The organism is Bradyrhizobium jicamae (assembly GCF_018130695.1).
GTDB lineage: Bacteria > Pseudomonadota > Alphaproteobacteria > Rhizobiales > Xanthobacteraceae > Bradyrhizobium > Bradyrhizobium jicamae_B.
In genome coordinates this window covers 25,558-44,783 of record NZ_JAFCJX010000006.1, presented here as the reverse complement: position 1 = coordinate 44,783, position 19,226 = coordinate 25,558, and the positions used below count along the sequence as shown (strand labels likewise).

18 protein-coding genes, 2 tRNA genes and 1 pseudogene are annotated in these 19,226 nt (G+C 63.6%); 11 read left to right on the top strand and 10 right to left on the bottom strand.

Translation table 11 applies throughout. From position 1 onward, the window contains the following. The first annotated feature begins 180 nt into the window (after positions 1 to 180). From JQ604_RS10030 to JQ604_RS10000, 7 genes are all read left to right on the top strand, one after another. Entirely contained in the window at positions 181 to 816 is a 636-nt protein-coding gene (locus JQ604_RS10030; RefSeq protein WP_212356052.1) for an ATP-dependent Clp protease proteolytic subunit, read from the top strand. A 446-nt stretch (positions 817 to 1,262) separates the two neighbouring features. Further along, complete coding sequence (gene clpX, locus JQ604_RS10025) at positions 1,263 to 2,534, top strand: ATP-dependent Clp protease ATP-binding subunit ClpX (protein ID WP_211386005.1); 1,272 nt, start codon at positions 1,263 to 1,265, stop codon at positions 2,532 to 2,534. A gap of 303 nt (positions 2,535 to 2,837) precedes the next feature. After that, a complete protein-coding gene (lon, locus tag JQ604_RS10020) occupies positions 2,838 to 5,267 on the top strand; it encodes an endopeptidase La (protein WP_212356050.1) in 2,430 nt (809 codons plus the stop codon). 153 nt (positions 5,268 to 5,420) lie between these two features. After that, a tRNA-Val gene (locus JQ604_RS10015) sits at positions 5,421 to 5,497 on the top strand. Positions 5,498 to 5,835: 338 nt separating this feature from the next. Continuing rightward, positions 5,836 to 6,147 (top strand): hypothetical protein, encoded by a 312-nt coding sequence (locus JQ604_RS10010; RefSeq protein ID WP_212356048.1) that lies wholly within the window; start codon positions 5,836 to 5,838, stop codon positions 6,145 to 6,147. Positions 6,148 to 6,166: 19 nt separating this feature from the next. Then, positions 6,167 to 6,472 (top strand): YciI family protein, encoded by a 306-nt coding sequence (locus JQ604_RS10005; protein WP_212356046.1) that lies wholly within the window; start codon positions 6,167 to 6,169, stop codon positions 6,470 to 6,472. Continuing rightward, positions 6,472 to 7,332, top strand: coding sequence for a class I SAM-dependent methyltransferase (locus JQ604_RS10000; protein ID WP_212356044.1), 861 nt, complete (start codon positions 6,472 to 6,474; stop codon positions 7,330 to 7,332). Before JQ604_RS10005 ends, JQ604_RS10000 begins: the two co-directional genes overlap by 1 nt. 142 nt (positions 7,333 to 7,474) lie before the next feature. Here the strand turns inward: JQ604_RS10000 and pepT are convergent, their stop codons facing one another. Then, the gene (gene pepT / locus JQ604_RS09995) at positions 7,475 to 8,731 is read right to left on the bottom strand and encodes a peptidase T (RefSeq protein ID WP_212356041.1); all 1,257 of its coding nucleotides are present in this window, start codon (positions 8,729 to 8,731) and stop codon (positions 7,475 to 7,477) included. Between the two features lie 110 nt (positions 8,732 to 8,841). Further along, entirely contained in the window at positions 8,842 to 9,141 is a 300-nt protein-coding gene (locus JQ604_RS09990) for an HU family DNA-binding protein (RefSeq protein WP_212356039.1), read from the bottom strand. A gap of 332 nt (positions 9,142 to 9,473) precedes the next feature. Here JQ604_RS09990 and JQ604_RS09985 point away from each other — a divergent pair. From JQ604_RS09985 to JQ604_RS09975, 3 genes are all read left to right on the top strand, one after another. Further along, a tRNA-Asp gene (locus JQ604_RS09985) sits at positions 9,474 to 9,550 on the top strand. 166 nt (positions 9,551 to 9,716) lie between these two features. Further along, positions 9,717 to 10,220, top strand: coding sequence for a hypothetical protein (locus JQ604_RS09980; RefSeq protein WP_212356037.1), 504 nt, complete (start codon positions 9,717 to 9,719; stop codon positions 10,218 to 10,220). Positions 10,221 to 10,583: 363 nt separating this feature from the next. Further along, positions 10,584 to 11,579, top strand: a complete 996-nt coding sequence (locus JQ604_RS09975; protein WP_212356035.1) for a beta family protein — start codon at positions 10,584 to 10,586, stop codon at positions 11,577 to 11,579. 21 nt (positions 11,580 to 11,600) lie between these two features. Here JQ604_RS09975 and JQ604_RS42130 read toward each other — a convergent pair. From JQ604_RS42130 to JQ604_RS09945, 7 genes and pseudogenes are all read right to left on the bottom strand, one after another. Beyond that, positions 11,601 to 12,137: pseudogene (locus JQ604_RS42130) on the bottom strand (sce7726 family protein); the annotation flags it as partial. Between the two features lie 134 nt (positions 12,138 to 12,271). Beyond that, positions 12,272 to 12,463 carry a hypothetical protein gene (locus tag JQ604_RS09970; RefSeq protein ID WP_212356033.1) on the bottom strand — a complete coding sequence of 64 codons (192 nt, stop codon included), beginning with the start codon at positions 12,461 to 12,463 and terminating at the stop codon, positions 12,272 to 12,274. Between the two features lie 19 nt (positions 12,464 to 12,482). Next, a complete protein-coding gene (locus JQ604_RS09965) occupies positions 12,483 to 12,683 on the bottom strand; it encodes a hypothetical protein (RefSeq protein WP_212356031.1) in 201 nt (66 codons plus the stop codon). Between the two features lie 112 nt (positions 12,684 to 12,795). Beyond that, on the bottom strand, positions 12,796 to 13,428 hold the full coding sequence (locus JQ604_RS09960) for a haloacid dehalogenase-like hydrolase (protein WP_212356029.1): 633 nt from the start codon (positions 13,426 to 13,428) through the stop codon (positions 12,796 to 12,798). Beyond that, positions 13,421 to 15,043 carry a hypothetical protein gene (locus JQ604_RS09955; RefSeq protein ID WP_212356027.1) on the bottom strand — a complete coding sequence of 541 codons (1,623 nt, stop codon included), beginning with the start codon at positions 15,041 to 15,043 and terminating at the stop codon, positions 13,421 to 13,423. Before JQ604_RS09955 ends, JQ604_RS09960 begins: the two co-directional genes overlap by 8 nt. Beyond that, positions 15,043 to 16,032 (bottom strand): UbiA family prenyltransferase, encoded by a 990-nt coding sequence (locus JQ604_RS09950; protein WP_212356025.1) that lies wholly within the window; start codon positions 16,030 to 16,032, stop codon positions 15,043 to 15,045. Before JQ604_RS09950 ends, JQ604_RS09955 begins: the two co-directional genes overlap by 1 nt. A 346-nt stretch (positions 16,033 to 16,378) precedes the next feature. After that, positions 16,379 to 16,582, bottom strand: coding sequence for a hypothetical protein (locus JQ604_RS09945; protein ID WP_212356023.1), 204 nt, complete (start codon positions 16,580 to 16,582; stop codon positions 16,379 to 16,381). 557 nt (positions 16,583 to 17,139) lie between these two features. On the opposite strand from JQ604_RS09945, the gene JQ604_RS09940 reads away from it, so the two are divergent. Beyond that, positions 17,140 to 17,907 (top strand): alpha/beta fold hydrolase, encoded by a 768-nt coding sequence (locus JQ604_RS09940; protein WP_349631085.1) that lies wholly within the window; start codon positions 17,140 to 17,142, stop codon positions 17,905 to 17,907. A 7-nt stretch (positions 17,908 to 17,914) separates the two neighbouring features. On the opposite strand, the gene JQ604_RS09935 is transcribed toward JQ604_RS09940, so the two are convergent. Continuing rightward, positions 17,915 to 19,210, bottom strand: coding sequence for a spinster family MFS transporter (locus tag JQ604_RS09935; RefSeq protein WP_212356021.1), 1,296 nt, complete (start codon positions 19,208 to 19,210; stop codon positions 17,915 to 17,917). Positions 19,211 to 19,226 lie beyond the last annotated feature (16 nt).

The window sequence follows — 19,226 nt, the reverse complement described above, 5'->3', positions numbered from 1 at the left end:
CGGAGCTACGAATCGGTTTGAACTGACCGGCGTTCAGACCGCCCGTGATCCGGCCTTGCCGCCGGGGAATTGGCGCCTATCTGAACGCCGTATCTGCATCACGGGGCCTCTGTCCTCGCGGCCGGTTCTCAAGCCGGCCCTTATCCGGACAGGTGTCCCATCCAACCCCCAGGGTGATACATGCGCGATCCCGTTGAAACCTACATGAACCTCGTGCCGATGGTCGTCGAGCAGACCAATCGCGGTGAACGCGCCTACGACATTTTCTCGCGCCTCCTGAAGGAGCGCATCATCTTCGTGACCGGCCCGGTCGAGGATGGGATGTCGACGCTGATCGTCGCGCAGCTCTTGTTCCTCGAAGCCGAGAATCCGAAGAAGGAAATCTCGATGTACATCAACTCGCCGGGCGGCGTGGTGACATCGGGCCTTGCGATCTACGACACCATGCAGTTCATCCGCCCGCCGGTCTCCACGCTCTGCACCGGGCAGGCGGCTTCGATGGGCTCGCTGCTGCTGTGCGCGGGTGAAAAGGACATGCGCTTCTCGCTGCCGAACTCGCGCATCATGGTTCACCAGCCCTCCGGCGGCTTCCAGGGCCAGGCCACCGACATCATGCTGCACGCGCAGGAGATCCTGAATCTCAAGAAGCGTCTCAACGAGATCTACGTGAAGCACACCGGCCAGACCTACAAGACGATCGAGGATGCGCTCGAGCGCGACAAGTTCCTCACCGCCGACGACGCCAAGGCGTTCGGTCTCGTCGACAAGGTCATCGACAAGCGTCCTGACGATCCGAGCGCGGCGAAGGCTGCCTGAGATTAAGGGGTACTACTCCGGTGATCGCCGGCGTGCCTGACGCGCCGGCGGCTCGCCAATCCGGTCATTTTGGCCGAAGCGGCCTGCCGATATCTGCACGCAGGCAAAAAGTTCCGCTTTCGTGCTCATTGGCTGCCGTGGTAATCCCGCAACGATTGGCGGATTTCGACGTGTATTCCACGTGCGAAGCCGGAAAATCACGGTATTGTCACGGTCTTGAGGCCGCGGCCCGATTAGCGAATTCTTGATAGTCGCCTGCCAGCATGGTTGGCTGTGACGTATCGGATATGATCGCGGGAGATTCGAATAAACCGTGATTCGCACGGTGTGTATTGCGTAGGGTCTTTTTTGGTACGGAATTTGCTCTATCTACCCCAATGCGCCGGCGTCGTGCCGGAATGGGCCGGTCGAGCAAACTGGGATCGAACGGCGGACGGAGATAATGAATGAGTAAGGTCGGCACGAGCGACTCCAAGAACACGTTGTACTGCTCGTTCTGCGGCAAGAGCCAGCATGAAGTCCGCAAACTGATTGCAGGACCGACCGTCTTCATCTGCGACGAATGCGTCGAACTCTGCATGGACATCATCCGTGAAGAGAACAAGTCCTCGCTGGTGAAGTCGCGCGACGGCATTCCGACGCCGAAGGAAATCTGCAAGGTGCTGGACGATTACGTGATCGGCCAGAGCCACGCGAAGAAGGTTCTCTCGGTCGCGGTGCACAATCACTACAAGCGCCTCAACCACCAGACCAAGCACAACGACGTCGAGCTCGCGAAGTCGAACATCCTGTTGATCGGTCCGACCGGTTCGGGCAAGACGCTGCTCGCGCAGACGCTGGCCCGCATCCTCGACGTGCCCTTCACGATGGCCGACGCGACGACGCTGACCGAAGCCGGTTACGTCGGCGAGGACGTCGAGAACATCATCCTCAAGCTGCTGCAGGCCGCCGACTACAACGTCGAGCGTGCGCAGCGCGGCATCGTCTATATCGACGAAATCGACAAGATCAGCCGCAAGTCGGACAATCCCTCGATCACCCGCGACGTGTCGGGCGAGGGCGTCCAGCAGGCGCTGCTCAAGATCATGGAAGGCACGGTGGCTTCGGTCCCGCCGCAGGGCGGCCGCAAGCATCCGCAGCAGGAGTTCCTGCAGGTCGACACCACGAACATCCTGTTCATCTGCGGTGGCGCTTTCTCGGGCCTCGAGAAGATCATCTCGGCACGTGGACGTTCGACCTCGATCGGCTTCGCCGCCCAGGTGCTCGCGCCGGAGGATCGTCGTACCGGCGAGATCTTCCGCCATGTCGAGCCGGAAGACCTGCTCAAGTATGGCCTGATCCCGGAGTTCGTCGGCCGTCTACCCGTCGTAGCGACCCTGGAAGACCTCGACGAGACCTCGCTGAAGAAGATCCTGGTCGAGCCGAAGAACGCGCTGGTCAAGCAATACCAGCGGCTGTTCGAGATGGAGAACATCGAGCTGACCTTCGCCGACGAGGCGCTTGGCGCGGTCGCCCGCAAGGCGATCGAGCGCAAGACCGGCGCGCGCGGCCTGCGTTCGATCCTGGAAGCGATCCTGCTCGAGACCATGTTCGATCTCCCGGGCCTCGAAGGCGTCGAGGAAGTCGTGATCTCGCGCGAAGTGGTCGAGGGAACGGCCCGGCCGCTCTACATCTACGCGGATCGTTCCGACCGCGCGGTGGAGAACGCCAGCGCCTGACGCGCTGCGACAGCGATATGCCAAAAATGCACGGCTGCCGGGCGTCCCGGCGGCCGTTTTTATTTGTGCTGCAACCGCTTGTTTATCCTGAATTTACGGGCTTTTCTCCGGACTTGACACCCCTGTGCCCGATAGCCACCTAATGCTGTCTGTGACGGGTCCTCGTGTGTCGAGATTCGTCGCTCCAACGATGCGGACAAGGCGGCTCAGACGGCCACGAATTCCGCATCACCAAGGCACCTTGTGGCGGTTGCGCTCCTCAAGCGGGCTGCGAGCAAGGGGGCACAACAAAAGGAATAGGCCATGTCTACGTCATCAAAACCCAGGCCAACGATCGTTCACGGCGAAAGCCACTCCTATCCGGTACTGCCGCTCCGCGACATCGTCGTTTTCCCGCACATGATCGTGCCTCTGTTCGTCGGCCGCGAGAAATCGATCCGCGCGCTCGAAGAGGTGATGAAGAACGACGCGCTGATCATGCTCGCGACGCAGAAGAACGCGTCCGATGATGATCCTGCCCCCGACTCGATCTACGAGACCGGTACGCTCGCCAGCGTGCTGCAGCTCCTGAAGCTCCCCGACGGCACGGTGAAGGTGCTGGTCGAGGGCCTGGAGCGCGCGCGCGTCGAGAAATATTCCGATCGCGCCGAATATTACGAGGCGACCGCGGTCGCGCTCGCCGACACCGACGCCAACTCGGTTGAGGCCGAGGCGCTGGCGCGTTCGGTCGTGTCCGACTTCGAGAGCTATGTGAAGCTCAACAAGAAGATCTCCGCCGAGGTCGTCGGCGTCGTGCAGGCGATCACCGATTTCGCCAAGCTCGGCGACACCGTCGCCTCGCATCTTGCGGTCAAGATCGCCGATCGCCAGGGCATCCTGGAGACGTTGTCCGTCACGCAGCGCCTGGAGAAGGTGCTGGGCCTGATGGAGAGCGAGATCTCGGTGCTGCAGGTCGAGAAGCGGATCCGCTCGCGTGTCAAACGCCAGATGGAGAAGACCCAGCGCGAGTATTACCTGAACGAGCAGATGAAGGCGATCCAGAAGGAGCTCGGCGACGACGAAGGTCGCGACGAGTTGGCCGATCTGGAGGAGAAGATCTCCAAGACCAAGCTCTCCAAGGAAGCGCGCGAGAAGGCCCAGCACGAGTTGAAGAAGCTGCGCCAGATGTCGCCGATGTCCGCGGAAGCGACCGTCGTGCGCAACTATCTGGATTGGTTGCTGTCGATCCCGTGGGGCAAGAAGTCCAAGGTCAAGAAGGACCTCGAGGCCGCGCAGGCGGTTCTGGACTCGGATCACTACGGGCTGGAGAAGGTCAAGGACCGCATCGTCGAGTATCTCGCCGTGCAGTCGCGCGCCAACAAGCTGACCGGACCGATCCTGTGCCTGGTCGGGCCTCCCGGCGTCGGCAAGACCTCGCTCGGCAAGTCGATCGCGAAGGCCACGGGGCGCGAGTTCGTGCGCGTGTCGCTCGGCGGCGTGCGTGACGAGGCCGAGATCCGCGGTCACCGCCGCACCTACATCGGCTCGATGCCCGGCAAGATCATCCAGTCGATGCGCAAGGCGAAGTCCTCGAACCCGCTGTTCCTGCTGGACGAGATCGACAAGATGGGCGCCGATTTCCGCGGCGATCCGTCATCGGCGCTGCTCGAGGTTCTCGACCCCGAGCAGAACTCGACCTTCAACGACCACTATCTCGAGGTCGACTACGATCTGTCCAACGTGATGTTCATCACGACCGCGAATACGCTGAATATTCCGGGCCCGCTGATGGACCGCATGGAGATCATCCGGATCGCGGGCTACACCGAGAACGAGAAGGTCGAGATCGCGCGCAAGCATCTGATCCCGAGCGCGCTGTCGAAGCACGGCCTCGACTCCAAGGAGTGGTCGATCGACGACGAGGCGCTGCTTCTGATGATCCGCCGCTACACCCGCGAAGCGGGCGTGCGTAACCTGGAGCGTGAGCTCTCCACACTCGCCCGCAAGGCGGTGAAGGAGCTGATGATCTCCAAGAAGAAGTCGGTCAAGGTCACCGAGAAGAACATCGAGGAGTTCCTCGGCGTTCCGAAGTACCGCTTCGGTGAGATCGACGACGAGGATCAGGTCGGTATCGTCACGGGTCTGGCCTGGACCGATGTCGGCGGCGAGCTGCTCACGATCGAAGGCGTCATGATGCCCGGCAAGGGCAAGATGACGGTCACGGGCAATCTGCGTGACGTGATGAAGGAATCGATCTCGGCGGCGGCGTCCTACGTCCGCTCGCGCGCGATCGTCTACGGCATCGAACCGCCGATGTTCGATCGCCGCGACATCCACGTTCACGTGCCGGAGGGCGCAACCCCGAAGGACGGTCCGTCGGCCGGTGTCGCGATGGCCACCGCGATCATCTCGGTGATGACCGGCATCCCGGTCCGCCACGATGTCGCGATGACCGGCGAGATCACGCTGCGCGGCAGGGTGCTGCCGATTGGCGGTCTGAAGGAGAAGCTGCTGGCGGCGGCCCGTGGTGGCATCAAGACGGTGCTGATCCCCGAGGACAACGCCAAGGATCTCACGGAGATTTCCGATGCGATCAAGGGCGGCATGGAGATCATCCCGGTCTCGCGCCTGGATGAGGTCGTCGCGAAAGCGCTGACCCGCGTGCCGACGCCGATCGTCTGGGAAGAGGATGCCAAGGTCGACGTCAAACCCGATACCAAGGACGAGGCGGGCGGCGGCCTGACGGCCCACTGAGCCGGTCACCACTGGGCCGGTCTGTGTTGCAAGGACATGAAAACGGCGCCTTCGGGCGCCGTTTTTGTTTCGCCGTTCCATTGTCGCGGTGCAGCTACCGCCGTGTCCGCGCTTGCGCCGCAGGGGCGGGCAGGGCTAAACAGGGCGCCTCAAGGGCGGCTAGCTCAGCTGGTTAGAGCATCTCGTTTACACCGAGAGGGTCGGGAGTTCGAATCTCTCGCCGCCCACCAGCCTTCGCCCTGCGGGCTACGGCTGGGCATGCCAGCCTTCGCGGCAGAGAGTCCTCTTGCTCAATTCGCAGGGCGAAGGCTGTCGCGCCGAAGCTCGAAGAGCGAAGGCGGACCGTCTCAGATGCCCTGCGGGCTGCGGCTCGGCATGCCAGCCTTCGCGGCACTTTTGCCACAAATTCACTGCGCGCAGGGCGAAGGCTGTCACGCCGAGCTCGCAGAGCGTAGGCGGACTCCTTCGGCAGACTCGACGCTCTCCCTCCAAACATCACGGCGCGCCGCATTGGCGCCGTCATCGGGGCGATGGTATGGTCCCGCGCCAAATCCGGGAGCGAAAAGCAATGCGAATTCTTCTTGCCGTGATCATCAGCGCGCTGCTGGCAGGGCCGGTTTGTGCGCAGTCGCAACAGCCGATCCCGAAGTATGGCGAGGAGGACAAGGAGAAGACCCAGGCCGAGAAGAACCGCGAGCGCGACGAGCAGCGGGCCTATCAGCGCTCGCTCAACAACATTCCCGCCAAGGGCAATACCGATCCCTGGGGCACCGTGCGTAGCGAAAACCCGCCGCAGGGGGCCGCGAAGGCGCCCGCCAAATCCGCTGCGAAGACGGCTGCGCCGAAAGCCACCAAGTCGCCCGGTTCGGCGTCGAACTGATCCGGCGGCGCACGCAGCCATGAAATACTATGTCTGCCGATTGACCGGCCCGCGTCCGACCTTCCCGCAGGACATGACGCCTGCGGAGGCCCAGATCATGCAGGCGCATGTCGCCTATTGCGGCGCGCTGCTGCGCGACGGCAAGGCGCTGGTGTTCGGACCGGTCGCCGATCCCGCCGGCGTCTGGGGCCTCGGCGTGCTGCAACTGCCTGACGACGCCGATCCGCAAGTGATCATCGCTGATGATCCCGTCACCAAAGCCAATGCCGGTTTCAGCTATCAGGTCATGCCGATGCTGCGCGCCGCCACGAAAGAGACCTGCTGATGGCTACCGCGACGGGCCACGAACGCAACGCCGACCAGATCGCCTACTGGAACGGCCCCGGCGGCGAGCGCTGGGCCGCGCGGCAGGCGGCGCAGGACATCATCCTCAAGCCCGTGCTCGACGTTCTGGTCGATCGCGCGGCGCCTGTTGGCGGCGAGCGGATCGTCGATGTCGGTTGCGGCAGCGGCGCGTCGAGCTTTGCGCTCGCCGCGAAGGTCGCGCCCGACGGACACGTGTTCGGCGTCGACGTCTCCGAGCCGATGCTGACGCGGGCCCGCGCCAGCGCGCCAAAGGGACTTCCGGTCGATTTCGCGCTGGCTGACGCCACCGTCTATCCCTTCGATCCCGCCAGCTTCGATCTGCTGGCCTCGCGCTTCGGCGTGATGTTCTTTGCCGATCCGGTGCTGAGCTTCACCAATTTGCGCAAGGCGCTGCGGTCGACCGCGCGGCTTGCCTTCGCCTGCTGGCGCGAGCCGCGCGAAAACCCGTTCTTCATGGCGCCGCTGCAGGCGGTCTACAAGCACGTGCCGAAGCTGCCGCCGATGGGCCCCGAGGATCCCGGTCCGTTCGCCTTCGCTTCCGAGGAGCGGGTGAATCGCATCCTCAGCGGCGCTGGCTTTACTGATATCGCGATGGAGGCTGTACCGCTCGCGCTCGATATCGCGATCGGCGGCGGCCTCGACGCCGCCCTGCAGGGCGCACTCGAGATCGGTCCCGCCAGCCGCGCCCTCGACGGCCATCCCGCCGAGATCCGCGCCGCCGCCGTGCAGTCGATGCGCGAGACGTTGACGCCGTACGTGAAGGGGAACGCGGTGCTGCTTCCGGCTTCGATCTGGATCGTGACGGCGAGGGCGGGGTAACCGTCCCGTCATTGCGAGCGAAGCGAAGCAATCCATCTGTCCGCGTGTGCGGGGGCATGGATTGCTTCCGCCTTCGCCAAGGCTTCGGCGGACAAGTCGTCGCGATCGCTCCTCGCAATGACGGGGAGGGAGCGGTGCCCAGCTAGGCCTTCTCCTCCCAGATCATCGCCAGATGCACGATGGTCTGCACCGCCTTTTCCATGTCCTGCACGCTGACCCATTCGAGCCTGGAGTGGAAGGCGTGCTCGCCGGCGAAGATGTTGGGGCAGGGCAGGCCCATGAAGGAGAGGCGCGAGCCGTCGGTGCCGCCGCGGATCGAGGTTTTCACCGGCACAAGGCCGGCGCGCTTGATCGCCTCGATCGCGTATTCGACGATCTCGGGGTGGCGGTCGATCACCTGCTTCATGTTGCGATACTGCTGCTTGACCTCCATGCGCCAGCTCGAGCGCGGGTAGGATGTCATCACCGCCTTGACGATGTCCGCGAGCAGCGCCTCCTTTTGCTTCAGGCCCTCATCGGTGAAATCGCGTACGATGAAGTCGATCCGCGCCTTCTCCAGCGCACCGGAGATTGCGACCGGATGCAGGAAGCCTTCCTTGCCCTCGGTGGTCTCGGGCGAGCAGGTGGTCTTCGGCAGCCGGTCGACGATGGCGGAGGCGATCTTGACCGCGTGCTCCATCTTGCCCTTGGCGAAGCCCGGATGGGTCGAGACGCCCTCGATGGTGATGCTGGCGCCGTCGGCGGAGAACGTCTCGTCCTCGATATGGCCAGCGGTCTCGCCGTCCATGGTGTAGGCGAAATCGGCGCCGAGCTTCTTCAGATCGACCTTGTCGACGCCGCGGCCGATCTCCTCGTCCGGCGTGAACAGGATCTTGATGGTGCCGTGCTTCACCTGCGGATTGTGGATCAGGAAGTGCGCGGCATCCATGATCTCGGCGATACCGGCCTTGTTGTCGGCGCCGAGCAGGGTGGTGCCGTCGGTCGTGATGATGTCGTTGCCGATCTGCTCAGCCAGCGCCTCGTGCTCGGCGGCGCGGATGATTTGCGTGGGATCGCCCGGCAGCACGATGTCGCCGCCGGTATACGCCTTCACGATCTGCGGCTTGACGTCCTTGCCGGTGCAATCGGGCGAGGTGTCCATGTGCGAGCAGAAGCAGATCACCGGCACGGTCTTGTCGGTGTTGGCCGGGATCGTCCCGTAGACATAGCCGTGCTCGTCGAGATGGGCGTCCTTGACCCCCATCGCCTGCAGCTCGGCGACCAGCACGCGGCCGAGGTTCTTCTGCTTCTCGGTGGAGGGGCAGGTCGGGGAATCCGGATCGGACTGGGTGTCGATCACGACATAGCGCAGGAAACGCTCGGTGACGGTGTGCTTGAAGTCGAGGGCCGGTGCCAGCATGTGGTCCACGTCAGATGAGGGTGGGGCTGGAGCTATAACAGAAAAGCGCCACTCCGGGTCCGCAAGGCGCGGTCCGAAGTGGCGCTTTGATTTTTGACCGGGGCGAAGGCTTAGACGGCTTCCTTCAGCTCCTTGGCGGCGCGGAATGCGACCTTCTTGCTCGCCTTGATCTGGATCGCCTCGCCGGTGGCGGGGTTGCGGCCCATGCGGGCGGCGCGCTTGCGGACCTGCAGGATGCCGAGGCCGACGATGCGGATGCGGTCGCCCTTCTTGAGGTGCTTGGTGATGCGGCCGACCATGTCGGTCAGGATGGTCTCGGCCTGCTTCTTGGACAGTTCCTGGTCCTCGGCGATTCCCGCCGCCAGGTGCTTCAGCGTGATGGTCGCCGGGGTCGCTGCCTTCTTCGCCATGTCTGGCCCTCCTCGTTGCTGATGGCTGAATTTTCGTCTTCGGGTGGAACGCGCGCCGCCACGTCGCGTCAGGAAATCGCGTTCATGGGAGTCCCCGAAACCGCCGGTTTTTCAAGGCTCCGCGCCCGGCATGCCTCAGGAAACCCAGACGTATCAGGCCTTATTCGATTCGGGTCTTTGCTGACTACGCAGTTTGCCCTGAAAAGCAGGGCATAATTCGCATCGGCGGCGCGAAAACGGCCATCCCACGGGACGATTTGCAACGTCCTTGACTAACGGGATGCGGGCCTTTATGCCCTCGGTCCTGCGCGGATCAGTCCTGATCGGCATCCGCGGGAGTAGCTCAGTTGGTTAGAGCGCCGCCCTGTCACGGCGGAGGCCGCGGGTTCGAGTCCCGTCTCTCGCGCCATTCATTTCAATGGCTTAGCGCATTCCTCGTTCCCTCCAGCCCAGACGCCGGCTTCAGGTGCGAGCCGTCGCAATGCTCAACGATCATCGCTAGGTTGCAGACTTGGTAGACGCCGGCGCAGAGTCGGCAAATGCGGGTTCGCCATTGCCATCCTTGAGGATTAGCGATGCCTCTCTCCGTTGAGGATCTGCGTTTTGCGGTTAATGATGCGCGCGAACGGCACAAGGCCACGGTTGACTTGATCGGTCGGATCGATCAGCAGGCCTTAAGCTTGTTGCAGCTTTACGTGACGTTGGCTGGCGCTGCCCTGAGTGGGGCGGGCGTGATCCTCCTATCTGCACAATCGGGCTATCCAAGGGCGCTAGGCTTTGGGCTAATCGGATTTGCTGCACCACTAGTCTTCGGAGCGGTTCTTTGCGTTGCAACGATCTGGCCAGCCGCTGTCAATCTCCCAGGCCGTGATCCCGACTTCTGGCTGTGGGCAACCCACGATGGCGTGCAGGCTCAAGACGTGTACCGTTCTTACCTCGAAGCGCTTGCTCCTAAGGCCAAGCAAAATGTTGAGCTGAACCTACGAATGTCTAGGCTAATGCTCGTCGCGAAGATTGCAGGTATCGCTGCGCCGCTTCTAGGTGCCTTCGGTGCGGCGATCGCAATGCGCTCGATCTAGACTTACCTTTCGCGCGGTATCGGGGTCTCGCTCTTTCTGCGGTCAGTATCCGGTGGCGGTGGAGGCGGTGGAGAGGGCGTCGGCTGCCGTTTGTCATCGTCGGCGCTCATCGAACAGTTCTCCAACTGGGTCATCATTCGGTGATAGAGGCTCACCCCAAAGGCGAATCGGGATGTGCCATTTCTATAATAGCGGGTGGAAACGCGCTTGGTATTGGCAACTGCGCAGGAATACCCGCGGGCGTGGCGCTCGGTAAACTGGCAGTTTTCTGTGAATTTCGCGGAATACGCGTAACACGCATTGCGGAAGTCACGCTGGGTGGGACAACCTCGGATCTTTAGGACTTCCGATTCGAGGTTCAGAATGCCCTTTACGTACAGACCGTTACTCAAGACGAAGACAGGCGAAGCCGTAGCTCTCCTGCAGCTATCGACCGAAGACAAGGACCGCATTGAACCAATCTTTAGTGTGGGGGAAAAACCTCCGGCAAATTTCATTGCACGGATGGGGGCGGCGTGGCAGGGGCGCCGTTGTTTTCTCGACGGTTCCTTCAACTACAACGTCACTGGCGGCCCGTCAGATTTCGACACCATGTTTGCTGGACTAGGTGGCGCGGGCATTGCTGCGCTTCCGGTGATCGAGATCGGGGCTCTAGCCAACTATAACTTGGCGGCTTTCGCTCACAGGGGCCAATTCGCACCCGGCCTCATGCTCAAGTGCACCCACGGCCATCTTTCGTCCGCAGCTGGCTGGGCCCAGCAGATGGGGCTGCAACAAGCGCAGATTGATCTCCTAGTCGATGCAGGACACGTGGCAGAATTCGATCCAACCTCATTCGGAGGTTACATTGGCCATATTCTCGCAAACAACTTGCAAGGATCAAACTGGCGGTCAGTAACGCTGGCGACGTCAGCCGCTCCCAAGGACTTTGGCCAGCTCGCTCTCGGAACATCGCTGATTCCTCGCAACGATTGGCTCACCTGGACGCAGATTCAACAGACTGCCAACCCTATTGATTTCGGGGACTTTGGCATTTCACACCGCGATCTCGCCGAGCCACCCGGAGTGGCTATGGCGGGTGCTACCGTGAGTGTTCGCTACACGATCGATGGCGCTTGGGTAATGATCAAGGGAAGACGAATTACGGGCCCTACAGGCGTTGCGATGGGGGATCAGTACCGCCAGCACGCTCAGACACTATTCGCACGTCCGGATTTCGACAGGTTGCCAAATTGCTGGGGCGATCAGCGCATCACCACCATTGCAACCGATCCCACCGCCAGCGCCGGCGGAAGGGCGCAATGGGTCGAGATTAGCGCCAATCGTCACTTTGCTTTCATCGCCTCCACGCTTCCGTGACCAGTGCGGACGGGATTTTAGCGTCTCTCTCACTTCATCTCTTAGGAGTTCAAGAGGCAATTCCCCAGCCAAATAACGAAAAACTTTCTCAGCTGGCGCACTGCGGTAGCCTTTCGAAAGTCCATGCTGATGTAAGATCGTGAGCGCTTCTGACCGCCAAAGCAGGCGCGTCAACTGCAACGCGTTGACCGAAGGATTCAAAGCAGCAGGTCGACCCAGCTTGAGTGCCACGGTCCCATCTGATTCGGGAACGGCGACTATCGACCCCCACCAGTCTGGGACGAGCCCCCGCGACTTTGCAGCATGTTGCTCCGCGACTACTAGCGTGACGCGATCGAACACTTGGCTGTAAAGGTTCTCCTGGGAGGGCAGCCGGAGGAGATTGTCACGAGCGCTTTTTATCTCGTAACCACAAAGCTCTCCGTTGATAACCGCAACATCTACGCGAACCGTACCAGACCAAACACCCATCTCTTCGACGATCATGGTTCTGTCGTCGCCGTGATGTTGTCGCTCGAGTTCTCGGCGCAACGCGGTGCGCACATCGAGATCTCTCATCTGGATAATCCAAAGTTGCCAGCCCATGCGCGCTTAGCGCACCCGCGTATCGTATACAACACAGGGATTTATGGAACCCAAATGCTCCGAGCCACACAGCGACCTGTCAGCGTCATACCTCCGACGTCGATCGCTCAGGCGAAGAATGCCGCGATCGTGCCGAGGTCGGAAGTATCAGGGGTTCCGTTGCACAGATTGGCGTCGATGACGCGGCGGCAGGCCTCGACGGTTTGCGTGTCGCCGAGCTCGTTGGCGGCTTCGAGGATGGACCAGACGGTGTCCAGCGGGATGTTTTCGGCCAGTCCGGTTTTGGAGTCTGACATCATCGGCGGGGGCTTCTAAGGGTTAGAACTCGAAGACGTCGCGGCTGCGGCGGGCGAGCACCTGCAGGTCGGCCAGCGTGCCGCGGACCGCGTTGCAGTGACGGCATTCAATGATCGTGTCGTCGGAGGCGTGCGCCGGGTCGGTCGGCTTGATCGACAGGCTGCCGCAGTCCGTGCAGACGATCTTGAAGCCGGTCGTAACCGTGTCCTGATGCAAATTCATCTCGGTTGGCGTCCCTGTTGACGCTGACCTTAGGGAACAAATTTTAAAACTGGGGTCGTGGGAACCGTCGCAATCAAATGACCGAATTAGGAATTCTTAAACTAACACACTCTCAGTCGACGCGCCCCTGCAAATGTATCGCAGGCTTGCCGAGCGCGCGCGCCGCGCTGCGGACCGTGTCGCTGGCGGCGACCGTCACGATGCCGGCGGCCTCGCGCCAGACCGCGAGATCGGCGCGGCTGTCGCCGGCGTAGATAAATCCTTGCGGAAAGGTCCGGCGCAGCAGCGCGGCCTTGTTCGCGCCCTTCAGATTGTGCTCGCCGTCGGAGGCGAAGACATGGTCGATGCAGGGGATCATTGCGGCGAGTTGTCCGGCGAGCACGGCATCGGCCGCGGTCGCCAGCACGACGCGGCGGCCGGCGGCCTTCTCATGGTTGGCCAGCGCGACGACGTCGTGGTGCAGCTCGATGTTGTCCCAGTTGATCCGGTTGCGCAGCGCGAGCTGCCGCTTCAGCGCGGCACGGCCGCGCAACAGCCAGGCCGCGCAGGCGACCACGATCAGCGGATTGCGGCGCAGGATCGAGAAGAAGCTCTTGTAGAGCAGATCGCCCCTGATCAGCGTACCGTCGAGGTCGAGCACCAGCGGGATCGTGCTGGGCAGGCTGAACACGGTGCCGGCGCGGCCGCGGTGCGGTACGCCGTAATCGTCGTCGATTCCATCGGCTTCGGTGAAGAGATCAGTCACGCGCGCTCACCTGGGTTGATACCTTGCACACATTGATTTCACGCGCGCCGGTCCGGGTTGTCAGGCAATCGCCGTAACCCAATTTGCCGGCAATGGCCGCGCCGTCGGTGTCGGACGCCGAGACGATCAGCACCTGCGGGGCGCCACGGTTGGTGGCGCGGAATTTCGCGACGGAGGCAGCGTCGGGCGCGTCCTGCCAGTCCGGCGTGGCGCGCATGAAGTCGTGGGCCTCCGCATATTGCAGCGGGAAATAGCCGAAATAGCGTGTCGACGGCAGCGGCGACGACAGGCCGGCGCCGTGGCCCGCCAATGCGGCGACCTGTGAGGCATGCAAAGTGGGGCGGATGCGCCAGGCGAACAATTGGCTGTTGCGATCGGCGATCAGATCGGTGCTGACGAAGGTCCGGCCGGGATTGTCGCGGCCGGCGGCGAGCTCGCTCTCCAGCGTCGGCGCCCAGCTGAGATAGGCGAAGGCGCGAACCACGGTCTGACCGATCAGGCCGCACAGTGCCGCGACGCAGAGCAGCCGCGCCAGCGCCTGGCCGGGCTGGCGGCTTGCGATCGCCAGCACGATCGCGATCCCGCTAAAGGGCGCGAGCCGCTCCGACAGCAGCGCCGAGCCGGTCTTCAGGTTGAGCAGCGACAGCGCGACCACGAGGATGAAGAAGGCCGGCCACAGCAGATCGCCCGAGCGGAAACGGCGCAGCGCGATGAGACCGGCAAACGCGACGGCGCCGAGCAGCGGCGCGAGCGCCGCCACTTCCCACCAGGTGAAGGTGAAGAGATAGGTCGCGGCGGCCATGCGGCGGATGATCTGCGCCACGCCGCCTTCATTGCTGGCGGCCTCGCCGGGGATATTCTGGTAGGCGAGCAGGAAGCTTGCGATCAGCAGCAGGATCGGCAGCGCGGCAGCCGCAGCCCAGGCGCCGTCGATGAGGAGACGCCGCAGCGCAGCCTTCGATCCGGAGCGTTCCAGCGTCTCGACGGCACGCGCAATGCCGTCGGCGGCCAGCAGCAGGCAGGTCGCGACCACCGACGTGATGTGAGTGAGGTAAAGCGCTGCCAGGAACAGCGCGGTGGCAATGAACGCGAGCGGATCGCGCCGGCCGTTCAGCGCGCGCCAGAAGCTCGCAAACAGCAGGAACAGCGGAATGCCGAGCGCGAAATTGTAGAAGCCCCAATGGATGAAGACGCCGAACGCGATCGGCAGCAGCATCAAGGTCGGCAGCCACGGACGCTCGGCCTCGGCGCGGCTGATGATGTGGGCGGCGACCAGCCAGAGCAGCCCGTAGAGGCTGAGGAACAGGCTGTGGGCGACCAGCGCGTCGCCGGTGAGGCGGATCAGGCCGGCGAGCAGCAGATAGATCGCCGAGTTCGGCTCGATGCGTGAATTCCACTGATAGAAGGATGCCGCCGGCTCCTGCAGCGCCCCGCCCCAGCCGAACCGCGCGATCAGGTCGGCCTGCGCCAAATGCACCGGCCCGTCCTGGGTCGGCACCAGCTTCACCAGCCAGATCGGGCCGTCCAGAAGCACGAGCAGCCCTGCGAACAGCAGGGCGATCGTGAGGGCGCCGAGATTGGCTTTTGGCGTATCGAGGGGGGCCGCGATCGACATCAGCGGATCCCGCTGAGATGGATCAGGTCGGAGCTGGTCAGGCTGTTGAGCGTGGGCAGGTCGACGAAGGTCAGCACGCCGAACAGTGCCATGGTGACGCCGGCCGCGATCAGCATCGCCGGCTGCCGCATCAGCTCCTCGGGCCGGGCCGCCGCCGAGTCCGGCGTCAGCGCAAGGCGCATGTAGGAGGCGAACAGCGCGATCAAGAGCGGAATGACCACGAGATATTCAATGCGGTACTTCAAGAGGAAGATCGCCATCATGAAGGCAAAGCCCTGGGCGTAGACGAGGCAGCTCGTGACCAGGCTCGAATGGGTGTAGACGGCGAACGACGGACGGTAGGCCGCGAGATTGGCGGTGCCGCCGGCCTCGACGATGGCGCGGTGCTCGGAGACGCGCTTGGCCGCCATCAGGAAGGCGCCGCCGCACCAGTAGGCGAGCAGGATCGACACCGGCGGGGCGATCGCCGGCACCACCGCGAACCAGCCGAACAGGAAGCGCAGGGGATTGTTGAGGGACTCGACGATGACGTCGAGGAAGGCGCGGTCCTTGGCGCGGATCGGGCGCACATTGTAGATCACGCCGAACACCGCAAACACGGTCGCGGTGATCGCGAAGGCGTAGCCGAGCGTGTTGGCGGCCCAGATGCCGGCGGCGGTCAGCAGGATGTACTGCGCGAACACGATGGTCGGCGACATCGCGGTCTGCACCGCCGGCCGCGACCGCTTGGTCGGGTGCATGGCGTCGAAGGGCGCATCGAGCCATTCATTGATGGTGTAGTTGGCCGACGACAGCGCCATCGCCACGAACAGGCAGACCAGCAGGCGCTCGGCGAGCGTCGTGACGTCGATCGGCCCGGTCTGCGACATGATCATCGCAAAGGCGATGCCGGGGATGATCAGCACGTGCTTGATCCAGTGGTCGGGCCTCGCAATCGCGATGTAGTCGGCGATACCGGCGGTCGGCAGCGCGTGATTGGTGAGGGCCATGCAATCCTCCAAAACTCGACCTGTGCCGCATCGGGGCGGATGCGGGGATGAGATGCTTTGGATTGGCAGCGATCATGCCGCGGCGGCCGCCATGGCCCGGGCTCCCGAAAATGGCCGACAACGCGGTTAACGGCGGTATTGGGTGCGGGCCCGCTGCGGGTTTCCGGGGCCATGGCTGGTGTCGGGAAGCCGGGCCTCCCCGGCGTCGGACGGTTGCTCACGGGGCCATGTCGGCCCGGTGCGCCGGAACGGGACAGTTGTACCATTCCGGCCGGCCATCCCGGGCAACAAAAAAAGGCCGCCCCGGGGGCGGCCGAATTTCCTTGGGAGGTTGGATTGAAGGGCCTTAGCGGACCGTCGAGGTCTCCGACGACGTCACGACCACCGGCTTGCCGGCCTTCATGACGTGGGTGGTCTGGGCGGTCTCGGTGAAGTCGGCGTTGGTCCGGGCGGCGATGCCGAAACCGGCAACCGCGATGCCTGCCACGAGGGCGACAATCACGATCTTCAGGTGGGTTCCGCGATCTGCCGAATGAATTGAGTGGTTCATGGTCGCCTCCGGGCGTCTATGCGCCGTCTGTTGGCGACAGGTGTAGGCCCCATCTGTTTCCGGATCGTTTCGTGGTTTCCGTGAAATGGTTTCGTGCTGCGGCCCGTTTGGTTTCGCCGTGGGGTTCGCATTGAGGCGGTGAACGGGGACCGGCCCGGCCGGGGGCGGCAAAAAACACCGTGAAAACAATCAGACGGCCCCGGAATTGATGCGCTCATCCGCGAGCTATCGGCGCCGACGCCGCGGCGTCTGCGTCAACACGTAAGAAACCATACGCGCGTGATCCGGTAGGGACTGCGCGTCGTCGCGAGTCGATGAGAGCGACGTTTTACCTGCCACGTAATCGCCGGTGCGATCACCCTTCGTCATGATCGGTGCATCGGCCGCGCATGGCGTGCCGACCGAACTGCCCAGGGAAAAGCACGATGAATCGTCGGACCGTCCTCGAAGCCACCTTACTCGGAACCGCCTTCGCCGCGGCGTAAGTCGCGAGCGCCCCTGCGACCCCCGCCGCGCGGCCGCTCTATGCGACCGCTAAGGATGGCACAAAACTGTTCGTGCAGGACTGGGGGAGCGGACGGCCGGTGGTGCTGCTGTCAGCCTGGACCTTCGATGCCAGCTTCTGGGGCTGCCATATCGCAGCGCTCAACGCCGAAGGGTTTCGCTGCGTCGCGCCCGACCGGCGCGGGCATGGCCGATCCGACATGCCATCGACGGGCTATGACCTGGATACGCTCACCGATGACGTTGCCGCAGTGATCGAGCAACGGGATCTCCGCGACGTTGCGCTGGTCGGCTTCTCGATGGGGACGGCCGAGGCGGTGAACTATCTGGCGCGCCATGGATCGGAGCGGATTTCGCGGTTGGTGCTGGTGGCGCCGACGACGCCGTTCCTGGTGAAGACCGAGGACAATCCGGACGCAGTGCCGAAGGCGATGATCGACGCCGACAACGCGGCCGTCGCGCGCGACTTCGCGAAATGGATTGCGGCGAACGAGGCACCGTTCTTCACGCCGGAGACGCCGGAGATCACGCGGACCTGGATCCGCGAGATGATGCTGAGCGTACCGCTGCCGGTGGCGCTGGCATGCCGTAGGACCATCGCCTTCGCCGATCTGCGCGCGGCCGCGGCGAAGATCGATCGGCCGACGCTGATCCTCCACGGCGACAAGGATGCCAGCGCGCCGCTGTCGTTGACGGGGGCGAAGACGGCGAAGCTGATCAAGGGCAGCAGACTGATCGTCTATGAGGGCGCACCGCATCCGCTGCCGCTCACCCATGGCGAGCGCCTGCTGGCGGACATGCTCGCCTTCATGGCGGCGTGAGTGCGCCTCAGTTCGCCCGCTTGATATCCGTGCGGATGGTTCGTGCCGCCCAGATGAACAGCAGCGCACCGACGGTGGTCGTCACCGCGGCCGACAGCAGCGAGTAGCGCACCGCGTCGGTGCCGTAGGTGCCCTTCAGCGCGTCGTTGAGCGCGCCGACGACGAGCGGGCCGACGCCCTGGCCGAAGCAGGTGGCGGTGAGCGCGATCAGCGCCGAGGCCAGAGCGCGCATGCTGGGCTTTGCCACGGTCTGTGCGATCGCGAAGATCGGGCCGAGGTGGAAGCCGACCAGGAACGAGGTCAGCGCCAGCATCGCGACCATGGTGGCGAAATCCTGCGTCAGCATGCACAGCGCAAAGACTGGGCCGGCGAGGCCCGAGGTGATCGCCGGCGCCCACAGCTTCCAGCGGTCGTCGCGGCGGCTGATCTGCGCCACGACGAAGCCGCCGAGCAGGGTGCCGGCCATGCCGGCGAGGCCCTTGAAGGTGCCGGCATAGGTGCCGATCTCCGCGCTCGACAGATGATGCACGCGGGCGAGGAACGGCGGGATCCAGGCGGCGGTCGCGTAGTTGGTGTAGGTCGTCAGGCAGAAGCCGATCAGCACGATGATGAAGCTCTGTTGCGAGCCGAGGAAGCTGAGCGTCGGGCCGAGCGGCTCGGGCGTGAAGGTTTCCGCCATCGCACCGCGCTTCGGCTCCTTGATGGTCAGCCACAGCAGCACGGCGAGCAGGATGCCGGGGAGGCCCGCGACATAGAACGCCATCCGCCAGCCATAGTGCTGGTTGACGTAGCCGCCGACGAAATAGCCGAGGAAGACGCCGAGATAGGTGCCGATGGCGTAGATGCCGAGCGCGCGGGGCCGCTCGTTCTTGGCGAAGAGATCGGCGACGATCGATTGCGAGGCCGGCGAGCCCGCGGATTCGCCGATGCCGACCCCGATCCGCGCGAACGCCAGTGACGTCAGGCTGCCGGCCATGCCGCACAGCGCGGTCATCGCGCTCCAGAACGCAAACGCGATCGCGACGATGTTGCGACGGTTGATCCGGTCGGCGAGGCGGGCAATGGGGATGCCGAGCAGGGAGTAGAACAGCGCGAAGCCGAAACCTGCGAGCAGGCCCATCATGGTGTCAGAGAGCGCAAACTCCTTTTTGATCGGCTCGATCAGAACATTGAAGATGGTGCGGTCGAGGAAGTTCAGCGCGTAGACGACGGTGAGCAGGCCGAGCACGTAATAGCGCCGCGCGGACGGCGCGGCGGCTGTGGCCTGCGGTTGCACGACGGCCTGCGGCGCGAGATCGACCATGGCTTCCCCCTGCAAT

Coding starts and splice junctions, on each gene's coding strand:
- JQ604_RS09950 (WP_212356025.1), bottom strand. CDS start 16,032: ATGGCCCTCACCAATCACGCGCTGCCGACCGCCGGTATCGCCGACTAC.
- pepT (WP_212356041.1), bottom strand. CDS start 8,731: ATGCTGGCACCGGCCCTCGACTTCAAGCACACCGTCACCGAGCGTTTC.
- clpX (WP_211386005.1), top strand. CDS start 1,263: ATGAGTAAGGTCGGCACGAGCGACTCCAAGAACACGTTGTACTGCTCG.
- JQ604_RS09955 (WP_212356027.1), bottom strand. CDS start 15,043: ATGTCGATCGCGGCCCCCCTCGATACGCCAAAAGCCAATCTCGGCGCC.
- JQ604_RS09945 (WP_212356023.1), bottom strand. CDS start 16,582: ATGAACCACTCAATTCATTCGGCAGATCGCGGAACCCACCTGAAGATC.
- JQ604_RS09935 (WP_212356021.1), bottom strand. CDS start 19,210: ATGGTCGATCTCGCGCCGCAGGCCGTCGTGCAACCGCAGGCCACAGCC.
- JQ604_RS10000 (WP_212356044.1), top strand. CDS start 6,472: ATGGCTACCGCGACGGGCCACGAACGCAACGCCGACCAGATCGCCTAC.
- JQ604_RS10005 (WP_212356046.1), top strand. CDS start 6,167: ATGAAATACTATGTCTGCCGATTGACCGGCCCGCGTCCGACCTTCCCG.
- JQ604_RS09970 (WP_212356033.1), bottom strand. CDS start 12,463: ATGATGTCAGACTCCAAAACCGGACTGGCCGAAAACATCCCGCTGGAC.
- lon (WP_212356050.1), top strand. CDS start 2,838: ATGTCTACGTCATCAAAACCCAGGCCAACGATCGTTCACGGCGAAAGC.
- JQ604_RS09980 (WP_212356037.1), top strand. CDS start 9,717: ATGCCTCTCTCCGTTGAGGATCTGCGTTTTGCGGTTAATGATGCGCGC.
- JQ604_RS10010 (WP_212356048.1), top strand. CDS start 5,836: ATGCGAATTCTTCTTGCCGTGATCATCAGCGCGCTGCTGGCAGGGCCG.
- JQ604_RS09990 (WP_212356039.1), bottom strand. CDS start 9,141: ATGGCGAAGAAGGCAGCGACCCCGGCGACCATCACGCTGAAGCACCTG.
- JQ604_RS10030 (WP_212356052.1), top strand. CDS start 181: ATGCGCGATCCCGTTGAAACCTACATGAACCTCGTGCCGATGGTCGTC.
- JQ604_RS09965 (WP_212356031.1), bottom strand. CDS start 12,683: ATGAATTTGCATCAGGACACGGTTACGACCGGCTTCAAGATCGTCTGC.
- JQ604_RS09975 (WP_212356035.1), top strand. CDS start 10,584: ATGCCCTTTACGTACAGACCGTTACTCAAGACGAAGACAGGCGAAGCC.